Origin of the sequence: Nocardia sp. BMG111209, from assembly GCF_000381925.1 — a bacterium.
Classification (GTDB): domain Bacteria; phylum Actinomycetota; class Actinomycetes; order Mycobacteriales; family Mycobacteriaceae; genus Nocardia.
Map to the genome: position 1 here is coordinate 1,592,739 of NZ_KB907307.1, position 26,294 is coordinate 1,619,032.

30 protein-coding genes are annotated in these 26,294 nt (G+C 68.1%); 15 read left to right on the forward strand and 15 right to left on the reverse strand.

Annotated elements, in window-relative coordinates; genetic code table 11:
* Nucleotides 1–3: 3 nt before the first annotated feature.
* The gene (locus tag G361_RS0107135; RefSeq protein ID WP_019926376.1) at nt 4–213 is read left to right on the forward strand and encodes a hypothetical protein; all 210 of its coding nucleotides are present in this window, start codon (nt 4–6) and stop codon (nt 211–213) included.
* 16 nt (nt 214–229) lie between these two features.
* Here the strand turns inward: G361_RS0107135 and G361_RS0107140 are convergent, their stop codons facing one another.
* Nucleotides 230–1,168, reverse strand: a complete 939-nt coding sequence (locus G361_RS0107140; RefSeq protein WP_019926377.1) for a hypothetical protein — start codon at nt 1,166–1,168, stop codon at nt 230–232.
* Between the two features lie 559 nt (nt 1,169–1,727).
* Here G361_RS0107140 and G361_RS42625 point away from each other — a divergent pair.
* From G361_RS42625 to G361_RS0107170, 6 genes are all read left to right on the forward strand, one after another.
* On the forward strand, nt 1,728–2,342 hold the full coding sequence (locus G361_RS42625) for a TetR/AcrR family transcriptional regulator (RefSeq protein ID WP_063711839.1): 615 nt from the start codon (nt 1,728–1,730) through the stop codon (nt 2,340–2,342).
* Entirely contained in the window at nt 2,339–3,127 is a 789-nt protein-coding gene (locus G361_RS0107150; protein WP_026342775.1) for an SDR family oxidoreductase, read from the forward strand. The genes G361_RS42625 and G361_RS0107150 overlap by 4 nt, the downstream gene beginning before the upstream one ends.
* A gap of 87 nt (nt 3,128–3,214) precedes the next feature.
* On the forward strand, nt 3,215–3,997 hold the full coding sequence (locus G361_RS0107155) for a class I SAM-dependent methyltransferase (protein ID WP_026342776.1): 783 nt from the start codon (nt 3,215–3,217) through the stop codon (nt 3,995–3,997).
* A gap of 226 nt (nt 3,998–4,223) precedes the next feature.
* Nucleotides 4,224–4,793: a ferredoxin gene (locus tag G361_RS0107160; RefSeq protein WP_231386804.1), complete on the forward strand. Its 570-nt coding sequence runs from the start codon at nt 4,224–4,226 to the stop codon at nt 4,791–4,793.
* 69 nt (nt 4,794–4,862) lie between these two features.
* On the forward strand, nt 4,863–5,339 hold the full coding sequence (locus tag G361_RS0107165; protein ID WP_019926382.1) for a DUF4279 domain-containing protein: 477 nt from the start codon (nt 4,863–4,865) through the stop codon (nt 5,337–5,339).
* A gap of 174 nt (nt 5,340–5,513) precedes the next feature.
* Nucleotides 5,514–6,422 (forward strand): MerR family transcriptional regulator, encoded by a 909-nt coding sequence (locus tag G361_RS0107170; RefSeq protein ID WP_019926383.1) that lies wholly within the window; start codon nt 5,514–5,516, stop codon nt 6,420–6,422.
* Nucleotides 6,423–6,522: 100 nt separating this feature from the next.
* Here G361_RS0107170 and G361_RS51725 read toward each other — a convergent pair whose 3' ends face one another.
* The 4 genes from G361_RS51725 to G361_RS0107190 form a co-directional block, all read right to left on the reverse strand.
* Nucleotides 6,523–7,803, reverse strand: coding sequence for a VOC family protein (locus G361_RS51725; RefSeq protein ID WP_369797877.1), 1,281 nt, complete (start codon nt 7,801–7,803; stop codon nt 6,523–6,525).
* Nucleotides 7,804–8,008: 205 nt separating this feature from the next.
* Nucleotides 8,009–8,743 (reverse strand): alpha/beta hydrolase, encoded by a 735-nt coding sequence (locus G361_RS0107180; RefSeq protein WP_019926385.1) that lies wholly within the window; start codon nt 8,741–8,743, stop codon nt 8,009–8,011.
* A gap of 204 nt (nt 8,744–8,947) precedes the next feature.
* Complete coding sequence (locus G361_RS0107185) at nt 8,948–9,973, reverse strand: DUF6745 domain-containing protein (RefSeq protein ID WP_019926386.1); 1,026 nt, start codon at nt 9,971–9,973, stop codon at nt 8,948–8,950.
* 41 nt (nt 9,974–10,014) lie between these two features.
* Entirely contained in the window at nt 10,015–10,335 is a 321-nt protein-coding gene (locus G361_RS0107190; RefSeq protein ID WP_026342778.1) for a hypothetical protein, read from the reverse strand.
* Nucleotides 10,336–10,523: 188 nt separating this feature from the next.
* Between G361_RS0107190 and G361_RS0107195 the strand changes: the two genes are divergently transcribed.
* From G361_RS0107195 to G361_RS42630, 5 genes are all read left to right on the forward strand, one after another.
* Nucleotides 10,524–11,459: an STM4015 family protein gene (locus tag G361_RS0107195; RefSeq protein ID WP_019926388.1), complete on the forward strand. Its 936-nt coding sequence runs from the start codon at nt 10,524–10,526 to the stop codon at nt 11,457–11,459.
* A 2-nt stretch (nt 11,460–11,461) separates the two neighbouring features.
* Nucleotides 11,462–12,637: an STM4014 family protein gene (locus tag G361_RS0107200; RefSeq protein ID WP_026342779.1), complete on the forward strand. Its 1,176-nt coding sequence runs from the start codon at nt 11,462–11,464 to the stop codon at nt 12,635–12,637.
* A gap of 88 nt (nt 12,638–12,725) precedes the next feature.
* Nucleotides 12,726–13,595, forward strand: a complete 870-nt coding sequence (locus G361_RS0107205) for an STM4013/SEN3800 family hydrolase (RefSeq protein WP_019926390.1) — start codon at nt 12,726–12,728, stop codon at nt 13,593–13,595.
* A 47-nt stretch (nt 13,596–13,642) separates the two neighbouring features.
* Nucleotides 13,643–14,971, forward strand: a complete 1,329-nt coding sequence (locus G361_RS0107210; RefSeq protein WP_019926391.1) for an STM4012 family radical SAM protein — start codon at nt 13,643–13,645, stop codon at nt 14,969–14,971.
* A 3-nt stretch (nt 14,972–14,974) separates the two neighbouring features.
* The gene (locus G361_RS42630) at nt 14,975–15,886 is read left to right on the forward strand and encodes an STM4011 family radical SAM protein (RefSeq protein WP_019926392.1); all 912 of its coding nucleotides are present in this window, start codon (nt 14,975–14,977) and stop codon (nt 15,884–15,886) included.
* 184 nt (nt 15,887–16,070) lie between these two features.
* Here G361_RS42630 and G361_RS0107220 read toward each other — a convergent pair whose 3' ends face one another.
* The 4 genes from G361_RS0107220 to G361_RS0107235 all read right to left on the reverse strand — a co-directional run bounded on the left by G361_RS0107220 (nt 16,071) and on the right by G361_RS0107235 (nt 19,866).
* Entirely contained in the window at nt 16,071–16,727 is a 657-nt protein-coding gene (locus tag G361_RS0107220; RefSeq protein WP_155981344.1) for a GNAT family N-acetyltransferase, read from the reverse strand.
* A 239-nt stretch (nt 16,728–16,966) separates the two neighbouring features.
* Nucleotides 16,967–17,530: a dihydrofolate reductase family protein gene (locus G361_RS0107225; RefSeq protein WP_019926394.1), complete on the reverse strand. Its 564-nt coding sequence runs from the start codon at nt 17,528–17,530 to the stop codon at nt 16,967–16,969.
* Between the two features lie 157 nt (nt 17,531–17,687).
* Nucleotides 17,688–18,743, reverse strand: coding sequence for a DUF4185 domain-containing protein (locus G361_RS0107230; protein WP_019926395.1), 1,056 nt, complete (start codon nt 18,741–18,743; stop codon nt 17,688–17,690).
* Nucleotides 18,744–19,071: 328 nt separating this feature from the next.
* On the reverse strand, nt 19,072–19,866 hold the full coding sequence (locus G361_RS0107235; RefSeq protein WP_155981345.1) for a hypothetical protein: 795 nt from the start codon (nt 19,864–19,866) through the stop codon (nt 19,072–19,074).
* A 154-nt stretch (nt 19,867–20,020) separates the two neighbouring features.
* Between G361_RS0107235 and G361_RS0107240 the strand changes: the two genes are divergently transcribed.
* Complete coding sequence (locus G361_RS0107240; RefSeq protein WP_019926397.1) at nt 20,021–20,959, forward strand: MerR family transcriptional regulator; 939 nt, start codon at nt 20,021–20,023, stop codon at nt 20,957–20,959.
* Between the two features lie 19 nt (nt 20,960–20,978).
* On the opposite strand, the gene G361_RS0107245 is transcribed toward G361_RS0107240, so the two are convergent.
* The 5 genes from G361_RS0107245 to G361_RS0107265 all read right to left on the reverse strand — a co-directional run bounded on the left by G361_RS0107245 (nt 20,979) and on the right by G361_RS0107265 (nt 23,841).
* Complete coding sequence (locus tag G361_RS0107245; RefSeq protein ID WP_019926398.1) at nt 20,979–21,311, reverse strand: transcriptional regulator; 333 nt, start codon at nt 21,309–21,311, stop codon at nt 20,979–20,981.
* Nucleotides 21,308–21,787: a hypothetical protein gene (locus G361_RS0107250; protein WP_019926399.1), complete on the reverse strand. Its 480-nt coding sequence runs from the start codon at nt 21,785–21,787 to the stop codon at nt 21,308–21,310. The genes G361_RS0107245 and G361_RS0107250 overlap by 4 nt, the downstream gene beginning before the upstream one ends.
* 76 nt (nt 21,788–21,863) lie before the next feature.
* Entirely contained in the window at nt 21,864–22,262 is a 399-nt protein-coding gene (locus tag G361_RS0107255) for a VOC family protein (protein WP_019926400.1), read from the reverse strand.
* Between the two features lie 38 nt (nt 22,263–22,300).
* Nucleotides 22,301–23,140, reverse strand: a complete 840-nt coding sequence (locus G361_RS0107260) for a sugar phosphate isomerase/epimerase (protein WP_019926401.1) — start codon at nt 23,138–23,140, stop codon at nt 22,301–22,303.
* Between the two features lie 41 nt (nt 23,141–23,181).
* Nucleotides 23,182–23,841: a TetR/AcrR family transcriptional regulator gene (locus G361_RS0107265; protein ID WP_019926402.1), complete on the reverse strand. Its 660-nt coding sequence runs from the start codon at nt 23,839–23,841 to the stop codon at nt 23,182–23,184.
* A 123-nt stretch (nt 23,842–23,964) separates the two neighbouring features.
* Here G361_RS0107265 and G361_RS0107270 point away from each other — a divergent pair, with 123 nt between their 5' ends.
* Entirely contained in the window at nt 23,965–24,714 is a 750-nt protein-coding gene (locus G361_RS0107270) for an SDR family NAD(P)-dependent oxidoreductase (RefSeq protein WP_026342782.1), read from the forward strand.
* 153 nt (nt 24,715–24,867) lie between these two features.
* Nucleotides 24,868–25,557, forward strand: a complete 690-nt coding sequence (locus tag G361_RS0107275; RefSeq protein ID WP_019926404.1) for an SDR family oxidoreductase — start codon at nt 24,868–24,870, stop codon at nt 25,555–25,557.
* 74 nt (nt 25,558–25,631) lie between these two features.
* On the opposite strand, the gene G361_RS0107280 is transcribed toward G361_RS0107275, so the two are convergent.
* The gene (locus G361_RS0107280; RefSeq protein ID WP_019926405.1) at nt 25,632–26,294 is read right to left on the reverse strand and encodes a cysteine hydrolase family protein; all 663 of its coding nucleotides are present in this window, start codon (nt 26,292–26,294) and stop codon (nt 25,632–25,634) included.

A 26,294-nucleotide genomic window follows, 5' to 3' on the forward strand; every position in this document is an offset into this window, starting at 1 on the left:
CCGGTGCGGCTCCTCGCGACCCACCTGTGCGGCTCCTCGCGACCCACCGGTTCGGCACCTCGCGACGACGTCTGCGAGGACACGCGGTACCGGCAACCTCGCTACGACGGCCGCGAGGACGCGCGGTATCGGCAACCTCGCTACGACGGCTGCGAGGACGCGCGGTATCGGCAACCTCGCTACGACGGCTGCGAGGACGCGCGGTATCGGTGATTGGTGCGTACCGACGTCACCCGTCCGAGGTTTGCGGGCGTGCTCGCCGAGTGTCGGCGAGGAGTTCGTCCAAGAGCCGCTCGGCGCGTTCGGCGCGCGCGAGGGTCTGTGCCCGAGCCTCGTCGGCGGCGGTGAGCCGTTCGGCGAATTCACGTTGCGCCTGTTCGAGTACCCGGGCGCCCTCGGCGCGTACGGCGCCGACATCGGTGGCCGCCTGTCTCCGCAGATCGGCGAGTTCGGCGCGGGCGGTGTCGGTCTCGGCGCGGGCCCGCGCGAATTCTTGCTTGCTCTCGACCAGCGCCTGGCTTCGCTCGGCCACCGCCGCCTCGGCCCGGCTGATGGCCCGTTCCGCGTCGGCGACCCGCTGCACGGCCAGATCACGTTCCGCGGCGGCAGCGGTAACCTGTTGCGCCGCTTCTCGTTTCACGCGCTCGGTCTCCGCCGCGGCCTTCTGCCGGGCCAGCTCGATTTCCTCGGCTGCCTGCTCCCGAGCCCGCTGCACATCGTCGGCGGCCTCGCGCCGAGCGGTACGCACCTCGGTTTCGGCCTCGGTCCGAGCTTCGAAAACCTCGTCGGCCGCCTGCCGGGTGACCTTCTCCACCTCGCGCATCGCATCGTCGCGCGCCGCGAGCGCCTCGGCGATCCGAGCCTCCGCGGATTCGGCGGCGGCCGCGGCATCCTCGGCCGCGGCCTCCGCGCCATCCCGCGCTTCTTCCGCCTCGCGCCGCGCCTGCTCCGCCGCGACAGTGGCCATCTCCGCCTCGGCGATCCGCCGCGCGGCATCCGCCTGCACCGCCTGGATCTGCGCCTCCGCGACCGCCGGATCCGCCAGCGTGGACAGCTCGGCCACCGCCGCATTCAGTGTGTTCCCGAGCTGCCCCGCGAGCTGACGGAACTGAACCAGCAGCTCATCGGCCCGCAGCCGAGCCGTGGTGGCCGGACCCTGTTGCGTCACAGTGACGTTCGTGGCCGGTGTCTCGACCGCCTGCTGTTGCCGCTGTCGCTCCCGCCAGGCTCGCCACCGAGTGTGCTCCGGGTGGTCACAGTATTCCGACGGCCGTCCCGGCCCACCGCCGCGCGTGATGGGCCGCGCACATCCCGGGTAGTTGCAAACGTTCGACACCCGCAAATCGTAGCGTTGGTTTCGTCGAATCCAACGAATCAACACGCAACGAAACCTGTTGGGGCCGTTCCGAACCGGCAAGTGCCTGACCACCGATAAGTGAACCTTATCGGCGGTCAGCCTGTCCCACTTCCCCATTCGTCGACGGAATTAATACGTTTACGTTTGGTTTCAGCCAACGCAACTATTCTGCGACGTAACGCATCGAAAACTAGGCTCGCTGAGACTCTCGTACCAGATCGCGATTTTCATCCTGTCTGCAGAGACTGTTGCTCGCTGTTATCCGAACGGATAATGTTATACACATGGATAACGCAGTCTCCCGCCGCGATGAGCCCCCGGCCGATCGGCCCGTGGGCCACGCCGAGGTCGGCAAGCAGGCGCAGTGGTCATGACCATCCATCAGGCGGCGACCGCGGCCCGCCGACAACAGATCACCCGCACCGCGATCGCCCTGCTGAGCGAGTTCGGCTACCAGGCCACCACCTTCGAGGCCATCCGCAACCGGGCCGGGCTCAGCAGCAAACGACTGATCACCTATCACTTCTCCAGCAAGGACGAACTGTTCGCGGCCGTCGCCGATCAGATCGCCGCCGACGCCGAGTCCGACATGCGGACCGCCATCGAGGCAGCGACCGGCGCTCGTGAGTTGCTCGCCACCGTCATCCGGGTGAATGTGGCGTTCATCGCCGGTCATCTGCCGCAGGTGCGGGCACTCCAGCAGATCCTTCTCAACGGCGATCACGGTGTCTGGGAACGTCACCACACCGAATCGCTGAACCGGCTGGCCCGTCTGTTCGCGGAGGGCCAGCGCACCGGAGCCTTCCGCCCTTTCGATCCGCAGGTCATGGCAGCGGCGCTGCGAGCCTCCATCGACAGTGTCGTCCCCCTCCTTTCCGCCGGACTCGACCCCGACCTCTGCGGAAACGAAATAGCCGAACTCTTCGACCGCGCGACGAGTGAACAGCCCGCGCCGCCGGGCGGCGAACGGAAGGAACAGCAGTGACGCATTCAGAGGGTGCCGGGCGTACATATGTCGTGACCGGCTCCGCATCGGGCATCGGCGCCGCGACGGCAACGATGCTGCGCGAGCGCGGCGCCGAGGTCATCGGCTGCGACCTCGGCGACGCCGACATTCAGGCAGACTTGTCCACGCCCGAGGGCCGACGATCGCTGATCGACCAGGTGGCCGCGCGTGGGCCCATCGACGCGGTGCTCGCCATCGCCGGCGGCGGCAGGACAGGTCTCCTCGAGACGAACTACTTCGGCGCCGTCGCGACGCTGGAAGGGCTACGGCCACTGCTGGCGCAGAGCGCGGCACCCCGAGCCGTGGTCGTGTCCTCGACCTCGTCGCTGGCACCCGCAGACGAGCGCGTCGTACAAGCATGCCTCGACGGCGACGAAGCCGCCGCCATCGCCTACCTCGACGCGGACCCGTCCATCGGAGGCGCCACGGGTGCCTACGGGATCGCCAAACGCGCGCTGAATCGCTGGGTACGCCGAGCCGCCTCGACACCCCTGTGGGCGGGAACCGGCATCGCTCTCAACGCCGTCGCACCCGGGGTCGTCGACACACCGGCGGCCGCCTGGATCTTCGCGAACGAGGACACCCGCACCGCCGTGGAAACCGCAGCGCCGCAACCGTTCGGTGGCTTTCCCGGGCACCCGGAATGGGTCGCCGAACTCATCTGCTGGCTCGCCGGCGCGGGCAACCGGTTCGTGACCGGTCAGATCATCTTCGCCGACGGGGGTGCGGAGACGGCGTTGATCGGAGACCAGCACTGGCGTTGACTGCCAACGGAGCACCACCGCCGCCGGATTCCCCATGACGCCACGATCCTCACCGGCACAGTGGTAGCCACAAGGAGAGATGAGCGAGTGGACGGACAAGATCGGCGCGTTCTCGGCTCGTCGTTCGGTAGCGCGGCAGGCGCGTACGCCGAACATCGCCCCCACTACGCGCGAGCTGCGGTGCAATGGGCACTCCAGTACGCGCCTGGTCCGCGAGTGCTCGACCTCGGCGCCGGAACGGGAAAGCTGACGGCCACACTCCTCGAATTGGGCATGAACGTCGTCGCGGTCGAGCCCGATCCGGCGATGCTCACCGAACTGCGCCGCGCATTCCCGGATGTTCACGCCCTGTCCGGTAGCGCGGAAGCGATTCCCCTGCAAGACGATTCGGTCGATGCCGTGGTCGCAGGCAACGCCATGCACTGGTTCCACATGGATACCGCGGGACCCGAGATAGCCAGAGTCCTCGCCCCCACCGGCATCCTCGCCGGCCTGTGGAACGTCATGGACGACCGCGTCGACTGGGTCGATGGACTCGCACAGATCAGTGGAAGCGCGGCCATCGGCCCACGGGACACTCCCGACAGCTGGCGCATCGAGACAGCCGACCTGCATCTCCCGAGATCCGTTGCCGCACAGTTCGGTTCACCGGAACAGGCCGAATTCCCACACGGCCAGCGCCGCACAGCCGACTCCCTCGTCGCGACACTCGCAACGAGGGCCGGAATGCTGGTCATGCCGGAACAACAACGCCAGGCCACGCTGGGCCGGATCCGCACCTACCTCGCCACCCGATCCGAAACCGCCGACGAGGAATTCACGCTGCCGATGCTGACATGCGTGCTGCGCGTCCGGCGGATCAGCCGCTGAGAGCCGCTGGTGCCCATCCCTCGAGTGCCCCGATCCGATGCCGAACTCCCCGAGGCCGGAATCGACGACCGGGGTGTGACCGCAACGGCGCGGCAACAACTCGGGCTGCAGCAGCGCCATCCCGGGCTCGATCGAGTCGTCCGGCGCGCGCAGCGCGTCGGTTGTGACATGTCTCCCGGTCGCGGACCAGCCGGGTTCCCGAATCGGTACCCGATATCGTGAGGGCGTGTACTGGGATCCACTGCCTACCGTCGTAGCCTCCGGCAACGAACTTGTTGTCGGCTCCAAGCCACGGTTGTTCGGGCCGCCGGAGGACTATCTGTGTGGTCAGTGGGAGTTGCGGGATTGGCGCAACGTTCCCGGACCGTTCTACGGTGCGGGTACCGACACCTGCCAGCTGGGTCGGGGCATCGCACCGGATCATGTTGTCTACGAAGACGATCAGTACAGCGAAGTGGTGTTCCGCCAGCCACGGACCGTGCAGGAGACGTACCTGGTCCTGACCGCCGCGTGGGTGGATCCCTTCCGCGCCTACGCATGTGACGGCGACGACCGGTGGACCTGGGACGCGATCCGCGAATGGTGGTCCGCGCGTGACCGTCTCGGGCAGTGGCTCGACAACACGATCTCTGTGCAGTCGGCCGGCTCCGACATCTACCGTGAGAACGCCCAGGGCCTGCGAGGCTACCGCGCCTACCTGAACGACGGGCTCGACTCCTATTTACGGAATCATGGATTCTGGCTCGACCATCACCGCGCCGCCCAACCTGGCGAGACGCTACCGGCCCTGAACTGACCTATTCGATTGCGCTGCAGGTGGAAAACCGGTCGAATTCCGGTTTCGGGGTGTGGTGGGATCGGGATCGTGAATATCCGCCAGTACTGCTATTTCGCCCTCAGGAGTGACACGCGGTCTGCTGCGGAGATCGCGGCGCGACTGGGGATGGAGCCGGACGAGGTACGGGTACGAGGGAGCCGGTCGGCCGAACATGTGATCCCGCGGTGCCATGCGTGGATGATCGTCCGGCGCAGCGATGAGAGTGTCGCCGACCAGATCCAGCACGTGGTGGATCGGTTGGAGACCATCCGTTCCGGGTTGGTTTCGTTGTGCGCAGAGGACGAGATCGGTTCGATGATGCACGTCGTGCGGTATTTCCATGACCCGGACGGAGTCCGAGAGCCGCCCGGCGGAACTTCGTGGGAGCAGGCGAGGCAGTGGCCCCGGCCATTGGGGTGGCATCTGTCGATGCCGGTGCTCGAATTCCTGTCGGCAACGCGAACCGAACTCGACGTCGATGAATACGACTGTAGCGACGACGTAGCCGCCGATTCCCGGGCCTGAAGCGCTTTCGTCGGGCCCGCTGTGCTCAGGGTGTGAGTAGCGTTCGGGCGGTGCGGATTTCGGGGATGCCGATCATTTTTGCGGCGGCGAGGAATGAGATTGTGCCGGTGGGGGTTCCGGCGGCGAGGGTGATCAGTTTGACCTTCCAGCGGGTGGAAGGTGCAGGTTGGTGGCATGGACGAAGAGACGGACCGCTACACGATCGGAGAGCTCGCTCGCCGCACCGGATTGTCCGCACGTACGATCCGGTTCTGGTCCGACAGCGGAGTCATACCGCCCTCGGAACGGTCCGCGGGCGGCTATCGCCTCTACGGCGCCGACGCGGTCGATCGGTTGCATCTGGTCCGCACGCTTCGTGAGCTCGGCTTCGGCCTGGATGCGGTGCGAGAGGTACTCGACCGGCAATCCACGTTGGCCGAGGTCGCCGAGATCCATGTCGAAGCCCTCGATACCCAGATCCGGATGTTGCGGCTGAATCGTGCGGTTCTCCGCAACTCCATCCGCCGGGAGAACAAGACCGAAGGACTGTCCCTGATGTACGAACTCGCCCGGCTCCCGGCCCGCGAACGGCAACAGCTCATCGACGGTTTCGTCGACAAGATCTTCGACGGCGTCGACGATACGGACGCCATCGCCATCGCCGACTTCATGCGAGAGCTGCCACCGCAGCTGCCCGACGACCCGACTTCCGCGCAGGTGGATGCCTGGATAGAGCTGGCCGAACTCGTCTCGGACGACGACTTCCGGCACACAATGCGACAGATGGTGCTGCGCGGCGAATCAGACAACCGCATCGAATTCGGCCTCAACATCCGGCCACTGGTTCTCGAGCACGCCGGTCCCGCTGTCGAGAAGGGAATCGCCGCGGAATCCGACACCGGTCGTGCGATTCTCGACCGCATCGTGCCCTCGGATCTCGGCGACACCGAGTCGCAGGCACTGCTCGAATGGTTGAACCTGGTGGCCGAACCTCGCGTCGAACGCTACTGGCAGCTGCTGAGCCTGATCAACGATCACCCGCCCGCTCCACCCAGCGTGCCTGCTTTCACCTGGCTCGCCGCCGCCCTGCGCGCACACCGATGATCCGCCACGTGTAAGTGAGGTGGCCGACCCGAGGTCTCTACGAGGTTATCAGGGGACTCACTGAAAGCTGCTGACAGCAGCGAAGTTTCAGTACCTTCCATCAATGGATCGACGTCGCGCAGGTTGCGTCGACGAAGCAGCCGTCGACGAGGACCGGTACGGAGCGGCTGGTCTCGACCTCGATCGCGATGGCGACGTCGGCGCCGAACCCTCCGGCGGCCAGCTCTCGGCCGGAAGCGCAGTCGCGCACCAGCGCACGGACATCGCTGACGGCGGCGTACCCCGACGCAGCGATCGATGCCTCCGGCGACAGCGCCTGGGCACCATGCTCGGCGAGCGCGGCGATCACCGCAGCGGCCCCGAGCCAGTCTTCGACCGCCGGGCGCAGCGTGGCGCGACCCGGCCAGTGTTCGCCGGCGGCGATCACCGCGACAGGGTGTTCCACGGTGCCCCACCGCTGCCCGATGATCCAGTCGGCGACCGCGCCGGCGTTGCGAAGACATGCCGCTATCACCGGAATCCCTTCGGCAGCAGCGGAAATGGCCGATCCGTTCGGCGACGGCAACACCAGCCGTTCCGGTGCGGGAGCGGCGCGTAGCGCGGCGGGAGACAGCGACCACGGTTGCTGCTGTGACACTGCGCGGCGGCCGACGGCCAACTCCGCACCCTGTTCCGCAGCGAAGGCGGCGGCAGTGTCGTCGCGCCACGGATACGGCAGAACTCGCGTTCCGGCCTCGACGGCTACCGACACCGCGGTGGTGAACGACAAGACGTCGACCACCACCAGCGCCGCACACTGCGGACCGAGCGCCTGCGCACCCACCGGCCCCCAATCGAAACGGACACCGGTCGATGACTGCACAGACCACTCGGGGAATTCCGACATCCGTCCATCCTCGCGGAGAGTCCGCCGCGCTCGTAGCCGCGCCATCGACAGCGAACCCTGTTCAGTCGAGGCAGAATTCGTTGCCTCGATGTCCTGCATCACGATGCACGATTCGTTGTAGCCGTCGGCGCGCAGCAGTCGTACGCGTACTGCGCCGAGCGCGGTGAGGCGCGCACACTCGGCTTCGATTGTGGCCGAGCGCTTTTCGCCTACGAAGCCGGTGCCGACCCGGACGTCGAGATGCACTCGATTCTTGACGACCTTTCCTTCGGGAACGCGCTGGAACAGCGGCCGCGGACCTACTCCCGAGGGGTCGATGCAGGCGAACGACATACCCTGGCGCTCGAGTGGTCGTGAGCGCTCGGCATCGTCCCAGGTCGCGAACCCTTGCGGTGGCGGCGGTGCGACGTAACCCAGTACCTCGCACCAGAATCGGGCGAGGCGCTGGGGTTCTGGACAGTCGAAGGTGACTTGGAACTGTCTGACCGATGCCATCGGAACACCTTGAAACTGTGGGCCGGCCACCGGGCCGCCGGGCGAGGATCGGAGAGACGACATTCGCACCGGCAGAGGAACATTCGCGCGCAACCTATCGACTACGGCACTGCCCACCGCCATCGAGGAAGGGTGGACCTGTCCTCGATGAGCGGTGAGCGGTCGGCATACTGCTATCGCCTGCTGCCGGAGTAGAGGTTCGGGCTCACTTCAGGTGCCGGGCGAAGAAGCCGGCGGCGTCCTCCCCGGCGGACTGGGGGACGCCGGTGTGTCCGCCCATGTTGGCGAGCAGCGTCTTCTCCTTCGAGCCGAAGGCGTCGAAGAGGTCCAGGGCGGCTTGCCGGTCGTTGCCCTCGTCGTCCCATTGCAGCAGGACGTGTACCGGGATGGTGATCCGGCGGGCCTCCTCGAACATGGTGCGGGGCACGAAACTTCCGGCGAACAGGCCCGCGGCGACGATGCGGGGTTCGACCACCGCCAGCCGGATTCCGATGGAGATCACTCCGCCGGAGTATCCGACCGGGCCGCCGATCTCGGGCAGTGCGAGGAGGGCGTCCAGGGTGGTCTGCCATTCCGGGACCGCTTTGTCGACCAGCGGGAGGATGAGGGCGTCGATGATCTCGTCGCTGACCGGGTCGCCGGCCTGCAGCGTCCGGCGGAGGTCGGCGCGAGCCTGTTCGGCGGCGGCCCATCGGGGGCGGTCGCCGCTTCCGGGGAGTTCGATGGTGGCCGCGGCGAAGCCCTCCGCCGTGGCGCGGCGGGCTCGGGCTGCCAGCCGGGGGTACATCTTGGTCAATCCGAGGGGTGGGTGCCCGAGCAGGATCAGCGGAACCGGTTCGGTGGCGGATTCGGGTGTCCACAGGATGCCGGGGATCTCGCCGAGGGTGAATTCGCGTTCCAGGACGTCGTTTTCGAGGTGCTGTTCGGAAGTGAACTGCATGGTCGTGCCTTTCGGGAGTGCTCGTGAAACGGCGCTCCCGGACGACCTATCGCCCGACCGTGACCCCTGAGGGGAGCACCCATGTAGTTACTGCGTTCACGGGTACCACCTCCTCGTTGTCCTGCACGGCTCCCGGAAGGCTAGCAGTGGTCGCCGCCGTCCGCCAACGGGATTTCCGGAGACCTCCGTGGCCGGGGACCCGGCTCAGGTCTGCTTCATCGGCGCGTAGTCCTCGGCGGCGAGGTCGAAGGTCCAGGCGACGCCGGCGCGGGCGGTCTCGGTACCGGGCGGGACGCGCAGCCAGTAGGTGTGGTGGGTGCCGTCCGGTTCGGGGGTGGAGTTGACGACCTCGACCATGACGACGTCTTCGTCGTCGGGCATCGGGATGCGCCAGAGGATGCCGGTCTCGTCGCGGTGTACCGGTTGCGCGCCGGATTCGGCGAGGTAGCGGTCGTAGCCGTAGTGCTCCAGCAGGACTCGGCGCAGCTCCGCGTTCTCCTCGTCGCGAATACGGGCGGGGGTGAGGCTGGGGAGTTCGGTGAGGAAGTCGGTGGGTACGGACATGCCGTGCCAGGCGTGCAGGGCGAAACCGTCGGGGAACAGTACGGCCGGGCCGTCGGCGGCGTGCAACCTGCCCGCCTCGTCGCGCAGCAGCCGCGACGGGCGTTCGCAGAGCACGACCGCGTGTTCGAACGGCCACCACCAGCCGGTCGCCCGCGCGACGGCCGCGAGGCCCGCCAATTGCCCGGCTCGGTCGTCGAAGGCCGCCAGCCAGGGGGCTTCGTGCTGGCCGAGTACGGCGTCCAGCAGGAGGCCGCGGACCTCGGCCTCGGCTACCGTCGCGTCGGCGTCGGCGTAGCGGGGTGATTCGAGCATCGCCGCCACCACACCGGCTCGCAGCCGGTCGGTGAGCATGCGGGTGGTGTCCCACAGGTGGGCTCCGGTCGCGTGCCACCGTTCGGTCCAGCCTGCCGGGCCGAGTTCGTCGTGCACTCGCCGGCGTTCGGCGGCCCACGGGCGGGTGCGGATGTCCTCGCGCACCGAGCGGCCGGGGGCCTCGAGGTCGGCGAGGGCGAGTACGCCGCTCAGCGGTGAGTCGGCCCAGACGAAGCGGGTGGGTTCGGCGAGGCCGGCCAGCCGATAGGCCTGCCGCACCGCGGTGTCGGCGGCCGCGCGGTCGGCGGGGCCGGTGGCGGCCGCGACGGCCCGCCAGGCGTCGATGTCGGGCATGCTGAAACTCCTTGTGCAGTAGACGGATTCGGTGCGAGAGGTCAGTCGGCGACGATCCGGACGGCACCCGGCGTGTACTCGCGCTGCCGGACCACCCGGTACCAGCCCTTCGGCAGCACGATCGGCGCATGCTCCTCGTGCACCAGCCGCCCGCCTTCCGGCAGATGCAGCAGCCGGACCGACGGGTCCGAACGCAGCAGCCGCCCCGGCGCGGTCAGCGCGTGCGCGTGGCCGCTGACCTCGCCCAGCGCCAGCACCATGCGGCCGCGCGCGTCTCGCGGTTCACCCGGCGCCTCGCGCAGATGCCCCGGCACCGCTTCCTCGGCCATGGGCACGATCAGGACATCTCCCTGCCGAAACATGTTCTCTCCCTTCCCCGCCGTCACCCGTGTGCCGGCTCGAGGACGAACCTAGCGCGGGGGTCCGACAGTTCGCCACAGGCATGGAACCCCGGCCCGTGGCTGTCGGACCGGCTTGGTAGAAACGTCCCGATACCTCGGATCGGCCGGATCGTCACCGGCACCGACCTCGCCCCCAGGGAGCCTGCGACATGACCATTTCCGAGCACATGGAGACATTCCACGGTCTGCCGATCTTCGAATTCCCGGAGCCCGGCGAATCACCGGCGTTGCCCGCACCCGAGGCGGCGGCCTGGCGGATCTCGGTGTTCTACGACGCCGACGAAACCTGGCCGCAGGCCTTCGAACGCTTCCTCGCCGCGGTCGACCCCGCCCCGGTGCGGGCTCTGGTGATCGGCAACTGGGCCGACGAACCCGGCGAGGGCTCCGAGGATGTGGTCGCCGCGCTGGTCGCGGCGAAGGACCGGCTTCCCGCGCTGCGGGCGCTGTTCCTCGGCGACATCACCTACGAGGAGAGTGAGATCTCCTGGATCAACCAGTCGGATGTCACGCCGCTGCTGGAGGCGTTCCCGGCGCTCACCGAATTCGGTGTGCGTGGCGGCGACGGCCTGGTGTTCCCGCCGATCACCCACTCCGCGCTGCGCTCACTGAGCGTGGAGACCGGTGGACTCGGCGGCGAGGTGGTCCGCGGTATCGGGGCCAGCGACCTGCCCGCACTCGAACGCCTGGATCTGTGGCTGGGCACGTCCTGGTACGGCGGCACGGCCACCGTCGCCGATCTGGAGCCGTTCCTGTCCGGCACGCGGCTGCCGCACCTGACCTCGCTGGGCCTGCACAACAGCGAGATTCAGGACGAGATCGCCGTCGCGGTCGCCGGCGCGCCGGTCGTGGCCCGGCTGTCCACGCTGGACCTGTCGATGGGCACGCTCGGTGATGTGGGTGCCGAAGCCCTGCTGGCGGGTCAGCCGCTGACCCACCTGCGCACGCTCGACCTGCACCATCACTTCATGACGTCGGCGATGGCCGATCGGGTGGTCGCGGCGCTGCAACCGGCCGGTGTCACCGTCGACGTCTCGGAGCCGGAGACCGCCGACGCCGAGAACCGCTACACCGCCGTCGCGGAATGACCATGTCGGATTCGGCGGAGGTCGACCGCGGCGCCACTACGGCCGGGCCGCAAGGGAACTCGGCACTGCGCCTCGCGCTGATCGGTAATCCGGAGAACCGGCGGGTCACCCTGTTCCAGGATGCACTGAGCCGGGCGGGCCGCCCGCCGGCCCGGGTGGTCGCCTGGCACGAAATACTGTCCGGCCGTGCCGAATTCCGCCCGGGAGAGCTGGTACGGCTCGACTCACCGGGCGAGAATCCGGCGGTGGACGCGGCGCTGCGCGGTGTCGCGGATCCGGTCCGCGCGGAAGGCACCGCGCTGTGGTACGAGCGATTCCTTGCCGCCGCTCGATTCGCCGCCGACCGCGTAAATGATTGCGGCGCACGCCTGCTCGACGATCCGGACGAGCTCGCCGTGCTCTTCGACAAACGCCGTTGTCATGCCATGTTGTCCGATGCCGGTGTGCCGGTACCGTTCTCGCCGACCTCCGGGGTGGCCGCGCCGGTGCGCGGCTGGGCCGATGTCCGGCAGTTGATGGCCGCCGCGGGGATGCGCCGGGTATTCGTCAAGCTCGCGCACGGCTCGTCCGCGTCCGGCGTGCTGGCGGTGGAGACCGCGAGCGGTGGCCGGGTGCAGGCGACCACCTCGGTGGAACGCGACGAGCGAGGCCGGTTGTTCAATTCGCTACGGGTGCGCCGGTATACGACCGAGGCCGAGGTCGCCGCGATCGTCGACGCGCTGGCCCCGGACAACCTGCACGTGGAACGCTGGCTGCCCAAGGCGTCGCTGCACGGGCGCAGCGCCGATCTGCGGATCGTCGTGGTCGGCGGCCGCGCGACCCACGCGGTGGTGCGGACCGGCCGATCACCGATGACGAATCTGCACCTCGGCGGCGCACGCGGCGACCTGGCCGCGGCGCGCCTGGCGATCGAGAGCGCCGGCGCCCGCTGGTCCGAGGTGCTCACACTGTGCGAGCGCGCAGCGGCGTGCTTCCCCGGATTCTCGCGGGTGGGTGTCGACCTGCTTCCCGTCATCGGCTGGCGGCGGTTCGCGATCGGCGAGGTCAACGCCTTCGGCGATCTGCTGCCGGGCCTGAACGGACTGCCCGGCACCGGCGCCGAACACGGCGACGCCTACGACGCGCAGGTCGCGGCGATCGTCCGCCGCTCCGGAAACGAGCGCTCACATGCCGCCTGAGTATTCGGCACCGGATCCCGGCCGACGCATAGATCCTGCTGCGCAACAGGATTCGGCCGATCACCCGGACCTCAGCAGGCAACCGGACATGAACGACGTGCCGGACCCCAGCGGGCAGCCGGACATGAACGACGTGATCGGCCGCGACGACCTGCTGTTCGTCACCCTCGACACGCTGCGGTACGACGTGGCCACGGAACTCGCCGCGGCCGGCCGACTACCCACCCTGAGCCGAAACCTGCCCGATGGCAGATGGGAAAAGCGCCACGCCCCGGGCAATTTCACCTACGCCTCGCATCACGCCATGTTCCAGGGGTTCCTGCCCACCCCCGCCACACCCGGCCCGCATCCGCGGCTGTTCGCGGCGCGATTCGCGGGCAGTGAGACCACGGTGGGCCGCACCTTCGTCTACGACGCTCCCGACCTGGTCGCCGCGCTGGCCGCCGCCGGGTATCACACCGCCTGCATCGGCGGCGTGGGCTTCTTCAACAAGCAGAGCGAGGTCGGCTCGGTGTTGCCGGGCCTGTTCCGGGACAGTCACTGGGAGCCGGCGTTCTCGGTCGCATCTCCCGGTTCGTTCGACGCTCAGATCGACTGTGCCGAGCGCATCGTGGCCGCGTTGCCCGCGCAACGCCGACTGTTCTTGTTCGTGAACGTGTCCGCGCTGCACCAGCCCAACTGGTTCCACCTGCCCGGCGCCACCGCGGCCACCGGCGATACCCGCGAAACCCATGCCGCCGCACTGATTCACATCGACGACCGGATCGGCCGGCTGTTCGCCGCCGCGAGCAGCCGGCGCCGCTGCTTCGCCATCGTGTGCTCGGACCACGGCACCGCCTACGGCGACGACGGGTTCACCGGTCACCGGCTCGGCCACGAATCGGTGTGGACGGTGCCCTATGCCCACTTCTTCCTCGAACCGGCCGCGCCCGCGCGGCCGCAACCCGGAGCGGTATGAGAACCGTTGACGCACAGCCATACCGGAGTAACCCGAACGGATTGCACATGACCACGATCCTCCGCACCCGCCCCTACCAGGGATACGTGTACGGCTATCCGCACAAGACGGCCTACCGGCCGCTCACCGACCGGCCGTCGCTGCGCGACCTCTGGGCGGGCGAACCGACGGATGCGCTCTCGCTCTACGCGCACATACCGTTCTGCGAATATCGTTGCGGCTTCTGCAATCTGTTCACCCGGGTCGGCGCGCCGGACGGTCTGGTGGAGCGCTATCTGGATGCCCTCGACCGCCAGGCCATCGCGGCGCGCGCGGCCCTCGGCGACCACGGTCCGGTGCGTTTCGCGACGGCGGCCTTCGGCGGCGGCACCCCCACCTTCCTCACCGCCGCCGAACTGGATCGGTTGTGCGACATCGCCGAACGCCGGATGGGCGCGGATCTGCGATCGATCCCGCTGTCGGTGGAGACCTCGCCGGCCACCGCGACCGCGGACCGTCTCGCCGTGCTCGCCGATCGCGGCGCGACCCGGATCAGCATCGGCGTGCAGAGTTTCCTCGACGCCGAGGCGCGCGCGGCGGTGCGACCGCAACGGCGCGCGGAGGTCGAGGCGGCCCTCGACCGGATCCGCGCCGCACGCATCCCGGTCCTCAACATCGACCTGATCTACGGCATCACCGGCCAGACCGAGCGGACCTGGCGCACCTCACTGGACGCCGCCCTGGCCTGGCAACCGGAGGAGCTCTACCTGTACCCGCTGTACGTGCGGCCCCTGACCGGGCTGAGCCGCCACGACACCGAGGCCGACTGGGACGAACAGCGCCTGCGCCTGTATGCCGCCGGCCGTGACCATCTGCTCGCGCACGGCTACCGGCAGCTCTCGATGCGCATGTTCCGGCGCGCGGACGCCCCGGACGCCGGCCCCGGTGACCATCGCTGCCAGACCGACGGCATGGTCGGACTGGGCTGCGGCGCGCGTTCCTACACCGGCCGCCTGCACTATTCGTTCGACTACGCGGTGGCCCCGCGCGAGGTCCGCGGCATCATCGACAGTTACACGCACGCAACGGATTTCACCGAAGCGACCGTCGGCTACCGAATCACCGCCGACGATGCGCGCCGCCGCTACCTGCTGCAATCCCTGCTCCAAGCCGAGGGGATGGACGTCGCGGCCTACCGGGCACGGTTCGGCGCGGCACCGCACGAGCACTTCCCTGCCGAACTGGCCGAATTCGAGGCGGCCGGCTGGCTCGATCCCGCAGCGGGTCCGGACCTGCTGAAGCTGAGCCCCACCGGTCTCGCCCACTCCGACGCACTGGGCCCGCGCCTGTTCTCACCCGCGGTGCGCGCGGCGATGACCGCCTACGAACCGAGGTGACCCGTGGACCTCACGATCCTGTACCGCGGCCCGCTGGCCTCCTGCGATTACGACTGTCCCTATTGCCCTTTCGCCAAACGCCGCGACAGTCGCGAGCAACTGCGCGCCGACCGCGCCGCACTGGACCGCTTCGCCGACTGGGCCTCGGCCCAGCACGACGACCGGCTGTCACTGTTGTTCACCCCGTGGGGCGAGGGCCTGGTCCGGTCCTGGTACCGGCAGACCCTGGTCCGCCTGTCGCATCTGCCGCACATCCGGCGCGTCGCGATCCAGACCAACCTGAGCGGCCGCACCGGCTGGCTGGCGGAGGCCGACCGCGACACGCTGGCGCTGTGGTGCACGTACCACCCCGGCCAGACCCCCTACGAGCGCTTCGCCGGAAAGTGCGCCGACCTGGCCCGCCGCGGCATCCGCTTCAGCGTCGGCGTGGTGGGCCTGCCCGAACACCTGGACTCCGCCCGGCGCCTGCGCGCCGACCTGCCCGAGCACGTGTACCTCTGGGTGAATGCCCCCGAAGGACAACAGCTTTCGGACGCCGACGCTGCCGCGTGGACGGAACTCGATCCCCTCTTCGAATACAGCCTTCACCCGCACCGATCGGCCGGACTACCTTGCCGCACCGGCGAATCGGTGATCTCGGTCGACGGCGAGGGCACCGTCCGGCGGTGCCACTTCGTCCGCGCGGAACTCGGCAATCTCTACGACGGCTCGTACCGCGCGAACCTCCGCCCGCGTCCCTGCCCGGCCCAACTGTGCGACTGCCACATCGGCTACGTGCACCTGGAGACGCTGCCGCTGTACGACGTGTTCGCCGGCGGCGTACTCGAACGCATCCCGCAGCACTGGCCGGACACAACCGGACCCGTCCAGGCTGGACACCACAACTCCACAGCGGCACTGAGGATCTCTCGGTGACCGGCACCCGTCTCCCGGTTGCGTCCTTCCGCGACATCGTGCGATGAGCGAGACGAACGCCTGACTGGCGCAGCGTGTTTGGCGCGCACACGTCGACGGACTGGCCTCGAGGCACGCGAACAGGGATCGGGCCCCGCGACAGCGGTCCGGGAAACGGCGAGAATCGCCGGGCCCTCGGCGCGCGTCACGACGCCGGCGGCACTCCGAACAGCGGCAAACACTCCTCCAACCCCGCCACCTTCACCGGAATGCTGCGATGGGCTTCCCATCGAACACGGGTCAGCCGCAGTCGTCGCATCACCGCAGGTTTGCCGCGCACCGCGTGCATCGCGAGCCCGTCGTGCTCGTACCCGAGCTTGCGGGAAACCCCCTGCGAACCCAGGTTGTCCTCGAACGCAGCCGATACCGCCGAGCCGGCCCCGAGCCGTGCGAAGGCCAATTCCAGCACCGCCGCCCGCATTTCCGTCCCGATACCTCGGCCGTGGTGGGCCGAACCGAGCCAGGATCCGGTGTGTACCTCCGAGCAGATCGAGAAGTCCTTCGCGCTGATCGCCTGGCTGCCGACGACCTCCCCGTCCCGGAGCACGACGAAGTTGAGTGTCCACTCGTCGACCCGCCAGTCGGCCCAGCACCGCCAATGCCACCGCAGCACCCGGCGCGCACGCTCCTCCGGCTCCGCATCCGTCCACGGCACGGCGAACGGCTGCACCGCCGGATCGTGCACACCCGCAGCGGCCAGCCTGGCCAGCACACCCAATTCCGCCGAATCAGGGATCCGCAGTTCCAGGCGCGGTGTCCGCACCCGCAATCCGGCCAGCGGCCAGTACGCCATCAAGCTCATGCCCGCCATCATCGCGGGATCGCAAGCAGCAGGCCACGTTACGGGACGCTCCTGTCGAATCTCTGTGCGGCGCTACCAATACCAGTACGCGCTGCTGTCCGCAAGCGGCTTCACCGGACATCCTCAGGAATACGCTTCGGCACGACAGCACGCTCAGCAGCTTGATCGACCCGGTCCGATAGCGATTTCGTCTACGACCGCCGGCGGATCGAGGCGGGTATCAGCCCGGCCACGAGTACTCAGCGCTTGGTTTCATACCTGGTCAGGAGCACGCCGTCGGGAAACGTCCGGGTCTCCACCAGGTTCAGGTTCACCCAATTGTCCAGGGTCGTGAAGAACGGCGTGCCGCCTCCGACCAGGACGGGGTGGGTGACGATCGCGTACTCGTCGATCAGCCCGGCGCGCATGGCCGCTGCGGCGAGTGTGGCGCCGCCGATATCCATGGGGCCGCCGTCCTCGGCCGCGAGCCGGGCGATTTCGGTGACCGCGTCGCCGGTGACCAGGCGGGTGTTCCAGTCGACCGTGCTGATCGTGGAGGAGAACACCACCTTCGGCATGTCACGCCAGCGATGCGCGAACTCGATCTGCGCCGGTGTCACGCCGGGCTGCTGGTCGGCGGTCGGCCAGTGGGAACTCATCGCGTCCCACAATTTGCGCCCGTACAGCGCCAGGCCCGTCGCTGCCACCCGGTCGGACCACCACTGGAACAACTCGTCGCTCGGCACACTCCAGCCGAGGTCGTCGCCGGGCGCGGCGATGTAGCCGTCCAGGCTCAGGTTCATGCCGAAGGTCAGTTTCCGCACAGCGTCACACTCCCGTGAGTCGGTATTCGATGTACCGGACCGGTACGACGCGAGAAAGTCATCGGTCAGGTCAGCGCCGACAAGTATTGCGCTGGGCACCGACAGCCGGGGTTCGCTCGTCGACGAGAGTGTCGGGATCGCGCAGCGGCAGGAGGGGTTACGGGGTGATCCCGTCGAACTGCATGACCCAATAGGGATTACCGGTGAAGGTATTCCATTGCGAGACATAGAGAGTCACGTCGGTCGGCGAGACGGAGAGCGGGTGGATGTATCCGCCGTAGAGCTGGGGGAACGATTTCACCCAGAACTGCCACCACGGCACCTGCCCGCGGATCTGCTGTTTCGGGCCGGTCCACACCTGGTCGACGGCACCGGCGGTACGGGTGGAGATGCAACTGCCGGTGACGTCGAAGTACGACATCACCCAGGTGCCCTGAATATTTTTCACACTCAGCTCACCGATCGGGCCCAGCCCGTTGAACAGCGGGGTCGGGGCCGGATTGCCCCATACCCAAGCGCTGCCGTTCCAGCCCCAATACTGATACTGGGCCTTGGTGGTGATCTGCTGCCACGGCACTCTCATCAGGATCGGCCCGTTGCGATTGTGGTTGCGACCCCATTCCTTCGACACGATGTAGAGGTAGCCGTCGCCGTTGTTGTTGCCGATGCCGGCGAACGACTGCATCATCAGCGGTGACCAGCCGTTGTAGCCGTCGCTGCCGTCGTTCTTCCATACCGCCGCGTAGTCGGTCCACGTCCGGCCGTCGTCGTCGGAGTAGGCCAGTCCGCAGAACAATGCGCCGTACCGGTCGTTCGTGGCATTCCAGTCGTGAACGCTGGTGTAGGTCAACCAGGTTCGGCCGTTGGGGTCGACGAAGGCATCGTTCGGGATCCGGGACACCTCGACCCCGTAACCGTTGTCGGCGTTGTGGGTGTATTTCAACACCTGCACCGCCTGCGCCCCGCCCGATGCGGCATCGAATGCGGTGGTGGCATCGGGCGATTGCGCCGAATACAACAGGATCGGGGATCCGAGCCAGGTCCCGCTGCCCTGATTGGTACCGGTGAACGTGTCGCCGAACACGAACCCCGAGTGCCCGGCCGCGAACCGGCTCCGGTCGTACGGGATACCCAGATCGGAGCCCCCGACCCCGAATTGCTGTGCGGTGCTGCCACTGAACCCGTTGATCGCCGTACCCCAGTGCGCAGACATTCCGATCCTCCCCGATCCACCGAGAAGCCGTGTCGCACAATGATTCTCATGCAACCGGTCCGACCACCGAACTGCAATTCGCGAGCTGGAAGCCAACCGGCACGCCGCAGATGTGCCCGGACATATCGGACACACTCGTAACGATGCGACTCACGCTGTCGGCCACGGGTTTCGCCTACTCCGAGCGACGAAATCCGACTAGCCACATAGTAGCCCGTAGTCCGCGAGCATGTCGCTGTTTCGGACCGGACAGCGGTCCGCGCGGCTGCGGCAGAAAGCCGACCGATCCGGGCCCCGCATTACCGGTGAGCCGCCGGCCCGAGTCACGTCATCGGACGGGCCCCGTGGCAACCAGCGTCGCGCTACAGAATCTGTGCTCGACCTCCTGGTCGCTCAGTCCCGAATCTCCGCGTACCCCTTCGGTATCGGCTCGGCACGTACTGCCTCCGTCCGCGGTGTAAGTGCGGACGATTCCGGCGACCGGCCGAAGCCGGTCGTCGGCGAAATGCCAGAAATCGGTGTATTTGTCGGCGGGACCGCTTTTCGACGTCGTCGCGATGAGACCGTCGGCGGTCCGATCGATCCCGAAGCCGACAACTTCTCCCGCCCATGCGAATTCGGGCGCAGCGTCCGTTGCCCGATATACGGCGTAGGTGACATTTCCGACGATCGCGAGGCCGAGGGGCACGACGAGTTGATCGCGACCGTCACCGGCCAGGTCCAGCAGCGCGGGCTCGGCGGACGACGTGATGCTCGTACCGTCGCCCGGTCGCACGTCGAGGTTTTGCCGAACCTTGCCGTCGGTCCCGGTGATCTCGATACGCAGGCTTTCGACGCGACCGTTCCCGTCGACGGTGTGCCGCACGACGAAGGTGAGCCCAGCACGATCGCGGGAAACCAGCGTGCAGTCCGGCGGAACGTCCGCTCCGCCGGACCGGACGCCGTCACACCGCGGCATGACCATCGGGACGCCCTGCGCCATCGGTCCCGGCGCGGCCACCGCGGCCGGTGCGGTTTCACCGGCCGGACCGGCGGTGGTCGAGTGGCTCCCACCGGATTCGCGCCCGCAGGCCGCGAGTACGGCGAGCGCCAAGATGACTGCGATGTACCGGATCCGCCCCATATCGTGCAGCTTACGTTGGTTCGCGAGCGCTCCGGCGCGATCACGGGTGCGGGTAATCCGATGTCCCGCGCGCATCCCGGCCACTATCCGCTGCAACTCCGGTCCGGGTGTGTCGACTTGCGTCTCCATCCAGGGGAGGCAGCAGGCTTGGGGTATGGACGACGAGATGCTCTTGACGATCGGGGCGCTGGCCGAGCGGACCGGTTTGACGGTCAAGACGATTCGGTTCTACTCCGACAAGGGGATCATCCCGCCGACCGGTCACAGCCCGGCCGGCCATCGCCTCTACGACATCGACGCTCTGACGCGTCTGGAGCTGGTCAGGACACTGCGCGAGCTGGACATCGGCCTGCCGACGGTGCGGCGCATTCTGGCTCGCGAGACCTCGTTGGCCGACGTCGCCGCGGCGCACGCGGCTGCCCTCGACGCGCAGATTCGGGTGCTGCGGTTACGGCGCGCGGTGTTGCAGGCGGTGGCGAACCGGGAATCGAACCCACAGGAGATGGATCTGATGCACAAACTGGTGAATCTCTCGCAAGCCGAACGGCACCGCTTCATCCACGACTTCATCGATGACACCTTCGGTGGTGTCGATGCCAATCCGGCGATGGTGGAGTTGCTGCGCTCGAGCATGCCCGACCTTCCCGACGAACCGACCTCCGAGCAGGTCGAGGCGTGGCTGGAGCTGGTACGGCTGGTGCAGGACAACGACTTCCGGGCCGCGGTGCGGCGCATGGCCGAATACCAGGCGAAGGAACGCGCCGACGGGGACGACAGCGGGCTGCATCACGATCTGACCGAGACCGTGTGCGACGAAGTCGGCCGTGCGCTCGCCGCCGGGACGGCTGCGGATGCCGCCGAAGCGGTAGCCGTCGTCGACATTCTGACCGCGAGGTACGCCGGCACCTTCGGCAGACCCGATGACGCGGACCTGCGGCGGTGGGTGCTCGAGCGGTTGGAAGTCGCCAATGATGCTCGGGTGACGCGATATTGGCAATTGGTGGCGACCATCAACGGCCGGCCGCCGATGGCGGACCTGGAACCGGTGTTCACCTGGTTCGTCCGAGCCCTGCGCAGCTACCCGACCGAGTAGCCGACCGGACTGGGGTGTGTTACGGCTGCTCCGGGGGTCGGCCGGAGGGGAGTACCGAGGCGCCGGCGCGGGCGACGATTTCCTGGAGTGCCAGTACGTGGCGGGCGAAGGCGGTGCGGCCGTCGGTGGTGAGGCGGGCCGAGGTGCGTGGTCGTTTGCCCACGAAGGTTTTTCGGATCTCCACGTAGCCGGCATCCTCCAGGGTGCTGAGCTGTTTGGAGAGGGCGGAGTCGGACAGGCCGATGTTGTCGCGCAGGACGGCGAAGTCGGCCCAGGTGGTCGCGGTGAGGAAGGCGACCAGTGACAGTCGGGTCGGGGCGTGGATCAACTCGTCGAATTCCGGCGTGATCACGGGCGGCTCCGGGTCAGCACGGTTTGCTCGTATCGCACGAGCAGTCGGCCGCCGATCGCGAACACCACCGCCGTGACCGCCGCGGCAATCGTTGCGGGGCAAGGTATTCCGGCCGCCTTCAGGCCGAAGGCCGTTGCCGACAGGGCGCCGATCAAGGCAGCGACGAAGGCTGCCAAGCCGATCAGTGTCCTGCGCATGACCCTCGGACCGTCGGGTCCGCGGCGTAGCGGGGCGGCGCGGGCCGCGCGGGATACCGGGCGGTCGATGATCAGTGCGGCGAGCGCGTATCCGGCGATGCCGATGGCGAGGAGTACGGTGCGGCCGGATTCTATTGCTGCCGTGAACGCGACGATCAGGGCGGCGTGTGCCCACCAGTACCAGCCGGGGAAGACCTTGCGCCGGATCGCCTGTTCGCGGCGCCGGCCGATTTCGTCCAGGGCGCGTACGGCGTCCTCGTGGTCGATTCGATCGTTCATGTTCCCACCTCGAAAGTACTTTCCTAATTGGAAAGTACTCGCAGGCGGCGCCGGATCGCAAGTACCGCGGCCGGATTCACTCGTCCGGGAAGATCAGTTCCAACAGGACGTTGTTCGGGTCGTGGACGAAGATCTGGCGCAGTCCGGCCTGCCCGTCGTTGACCCGGTGTTCGATTCCCAGTTCGCCGGCGATCCGTTGCATGCCTTCGAAATCGGTGCAGCGCAACGCGATATGGTGTACCGCACCGGTCGGGCCGCCAGGGGTGTGGCCGCGGGTGGTCTGTTTGGCGGGGTCGTTCCACAGGACGTGGATCAGAGCGTTGCCGTGGGTATCCGACATCCAGGCGCTGCGGTAACCGATCGACTGTCCCGCCGAGGTCGTTCTGGTGAGACCGAGCAGCCGTTCGTAGAAGGTACAGGTTCCGTCGAGGTCGTCGGTGACGATGTTGACGTGGTCGATTGCGTTGACTCGCATGAGTTTCCGTCCTTCCGAGGGATCGTGGCGCGCGGGGCTCACACCGGGGTGCGGTCGTCGTCCGCGGCGAGTTCGGCGAGCAGTGCACGGGTGGCGTCGACGGCCGGGCGGAGCCGGTGGTGGGCGTCGACGCCGGCTACGGCGGTGGCGCGCAGGGGGATTTCGAGGCCGATCACGCGGTCGCGGGGCAGCACTCGCAGCAGTTCGAGCAGGGGGAGTTCACCGTCGCCGGGGATTCTGCGGTCGAACATGGCCTCGTTCATATAGTTCGGGTCCGTGGCCACGACCGGGGCGTCGCTGAGCTGGATGTAGCCGATGCGGTCCGGGTCGACGCGGGCCAGGTCGGCCGGCGTGGCGCCGGATCGGAGGATGTGCATGCTGTCGATCAGCAGTCGGAAGTCGGGGCGGCCGATCCGGTCGATGACGTCCAGGGCGGTGGGCAGGTCGCCGACGGTCAGGCCGGGGCTCGGTTCGACCGTGGTCTCCATACCGTGCGCGGCGGCCAGTTCGGCCAGGGCGGCGAACTGATCGACGCTACGGGACAGGTCCGGGTCCAGTGACACCGTATTGATCCGCCGCACACCGAGTTCGGCCATGAGCGCGAGATCGGTTGCGCGGTCGCGGATGTCGAGGCCGGCCCGGATGTTCATCCCCTCGCCGAGCGCGATGCTCACGCCCTGGTCGCGCATCGCCGCGATCATCTCCCGGCGCAGCGCGGCATCCTCGCGCAGCGAATACGGCGGGTATCCCAGTGGTCCCGGCGGCCCGGACTCCAGCCCGCACGAGATGTGCCGGCAGCCCAGATCGGCTGCGAGGCGGACGAATTCGAGCGGTGGCATCCCGAACACGCTGAGCAGTTCGATTCCGATGTCCGACATTGATTTCCTTCCTTCGCGGGTGCGGCGAAATGTCCTGTGCGTCAGTCGCGTTTCGCCGCGGCGGCCTCGAACCCGGCGACCAGTGCGAGGATGTCGGCCGAAACCGCGTCGGCATAGGACTTCTCGCCGTACGCGCCCGAAGCCCAGTGCCGCGCACCCTCGTTGACGAGGATCTGGGCCAGATGGGACAGATGGTCCGCGTCGACCTCGGCCGCGAGCCGACCGTCGGCCCGCGCCCTGACGAACACGTCGGTGAACAGGCGGCTCGCCGGCTCGGTGCGCGGATCGGCGGCCGGTCGATGCTGGCGGCGGTAGCCTTCCAGCACCGTTTCGACGACCAGGTCGGCGGGGTTGCGGGCCATCGATCGCCCGAGCGAATCGAGTACCCGATGGATGATCGTCTCGAGCGGGTGGTCGCCGTTGCTCAACTTCGCGGCCAGATCCTGTGCGGCACGGGTGGATTGGATCCCGACCTCGAACAGCAGATCTTCCTTGCTCGGGAAATAGAAGTAGAACAGTGCCCGGGACACGCCGGCGGCCTTGCAGATGTCGGCGACGGTGGTCGCGGCGTACCCGTTGGTGCGCCACAGGGCCGTCGCGGATTGCGCCAGCGCGGCCTTGGTCTGCTGCGAGCCGGATCGCTGGAACGTCGCGCGACGCTGACGCTTGACAGCTCCTGCGACCTGCGCTTTCTGGGGCATTACTCCACCATATACACAGATATCGGGCTTTATCCATAGTTGACGGCTGTCCAACCAACTCCCTATCGTGCTGCGGTGGGGCCGGCGTGTGCGGGCCCGGAATCCAGCCGGAAGGAACCGATCGTGACCCCCGTCCTCGAAGGCCGCCGAATCCTGGTGACCGGCGGCGCGACCGGCATCGGCGCCGCGGCCGTCCGGGTCCTGCACGCCGCCGGCGCGACAGTCGCTGCCACGTACCACAATTCGCGGCCGGCCACCGAGCTGCCGGTCGCATGGCTGCACTGCGATCTGCGCGACGAGGCCGCGGTCACCGGGACGGTACGGTCCGCCGCCGGAACCCTCGGCGGCCTGGACGTGCTCGTGCACGCGGCCGGGTTGTGGCGGGGCGGTTTCCCCGGCGCCATCACCGGCGCCGACGTCGACGCGCTGTTCGACACCAACTTCAAGACAACGGTTTTCACCAATCAGGCCGCGCACGCCGTCATGCGCGAGAACGGTGGCCGCATCATCAATTTCGGCTCCGCCGAGGCCGTGCTCGGCAGCCCGATGTCGCCGATCTACGCGGCCACCAAGGCCGCCGTGCAGGCCTGGACCCGGTCGGCGGCGAAGGCCTGGGCCGCGGACCAGGTCACCGTCAACGCGCTCGCACCCGCCGTGCAGACCCCCGGCGCGGACCGGCTGCGCGAATTCCTCGGCCCGGCCGCGGAACATCTCGATGCCCAATTGAAGGCCACCATCCCGTTGCGCGGCGCGCTCGGCGATCCCGAACGGGATCTCGGCCCGGTGCTGGTGTTCCTGGCGGGTACCGGGTCCGGATTCATCACCGGACAACTGCTACCGGTCGACGGCGGGCTGCTCATGCTCGGCGCCTAGGTCGCCGACGACCGGCGTGCCGGTGGCCGCCGACCCGCGAACATCACACGACCCTCCACTTGACTTTACTTCCCTGGAGCCAGAGACTTGCTCCAGCTGACTTTAGTTGGCTGAAGTGATCCGAGAGTCATACTCCACGGAAGGACACGAGCGATGAAGATCCAGGATTCGGTAGCGGTCGTCACCGGTGGTCAGCGCGGGATCGGCAAGGCGCTCGTCGACCGGCTGCTCGCCGGCGGGGCCGCGACCGTCTACGCCACCGCACGTCAGCCTCAGCCCAGCACCGATCCCCGCGTTGTGCCGGTGCCGCTCGAGGTCACCGACCCCGAGTCGATCGCACACCTGGCCGCCGTCGCCCACGACGCCGACATCGTGATCAACAATGCCGGCATCGCGAGCACCAACGGCCTGCTGGCCACCTCCGACGACGAATTGCGGCAGGTGTTCGAGGCGAACGTGGTCGGCCCGATCCGGATCGCGCGGGCCTTCGCCCCGATCCTCGCCGCGAACGGCGGCGGTGCGCTGGTCGACATGCATTCGGTGCTGTCGTGGATGCCGGGGTTCGGGGCCTACGGCATTTCCAAGGCGGCGTTGTGGTCGGCGACCAACTCGCTGCGGCGGGAACTGGCGCCGGCGGGCACCTTGGTCGTCGGTGTGCACGTCGCGTATGTCGACACCGATATGACCCGCGATATCGACGCCCCGAAATCCGCTCCCGAACAGGTCGCGGCCGCCATCGTCGCCGGGATCGAGAACGACGAGCCCGAGGTTCTGGTCGACGACGTGACCCGTTACGTCAAGTCGATCCTGTCCGGGCCGGTGGAGAAGCTCGTCGCGTCCTGAGCCCCACCGGACCCGGGCGAGGCCGGTGTCGCGGGGATTGCTCGCCGACGGTAGCCCCGGGACACCGCCCGCCGTCAGGGGTTCAGTTCGCGGATGAATTCGGTGGTGTCGATCACGTCGGCCTGCGGAGGAAACACCGTGTCCAGCAGGACCCGATTCACCTCAGGGTCGGTGTCGGCCACGCCGTCGGACAGGACCACGACGTGGTAGTCGAGATCGGCGGCGGCGCGCACGGTCGACAGCACGACGCCGCTGGTGGCGAGGCCGGTCAGCACGATGGTGTCGATATTGCGCGCGTGCAGGGTCCGGTCCAAAGGGGTCGAACCGAACGCGCCCACACGGTGTTTCGTGATCACCGGTTCGTCTCCGGCCGGGGCGATGCGAGGGTCGAAGGCGGTTTCGGGGCTGCCGTCGAGCATCTTTCCGGTACCGGCGATCCCGGCGAAGGCCTTGTTGTGCGGTGATACCTCGGGGTATCCCGGTGTGAACGCAGTGCGGACGAACACGACCGATGAACGGGCCTGGCGCACAGCCTGTTCGGCGGCCGCGATATGGGCCGTGAGCGGGTCGGCCGATGCGCCGGACATCGCAACGATGCCTTGTTGCATGTCCATGACCAGCAGCGCGGTGTGGGTGGGATCGATCACCGGGCCGGCGTTCGAGGGGGCGACACCGAATCCTGTTGCCGGCAGCACTGTTACGAGGACGGCGACGGCGAGGCGGAGGAGATGGCGCAT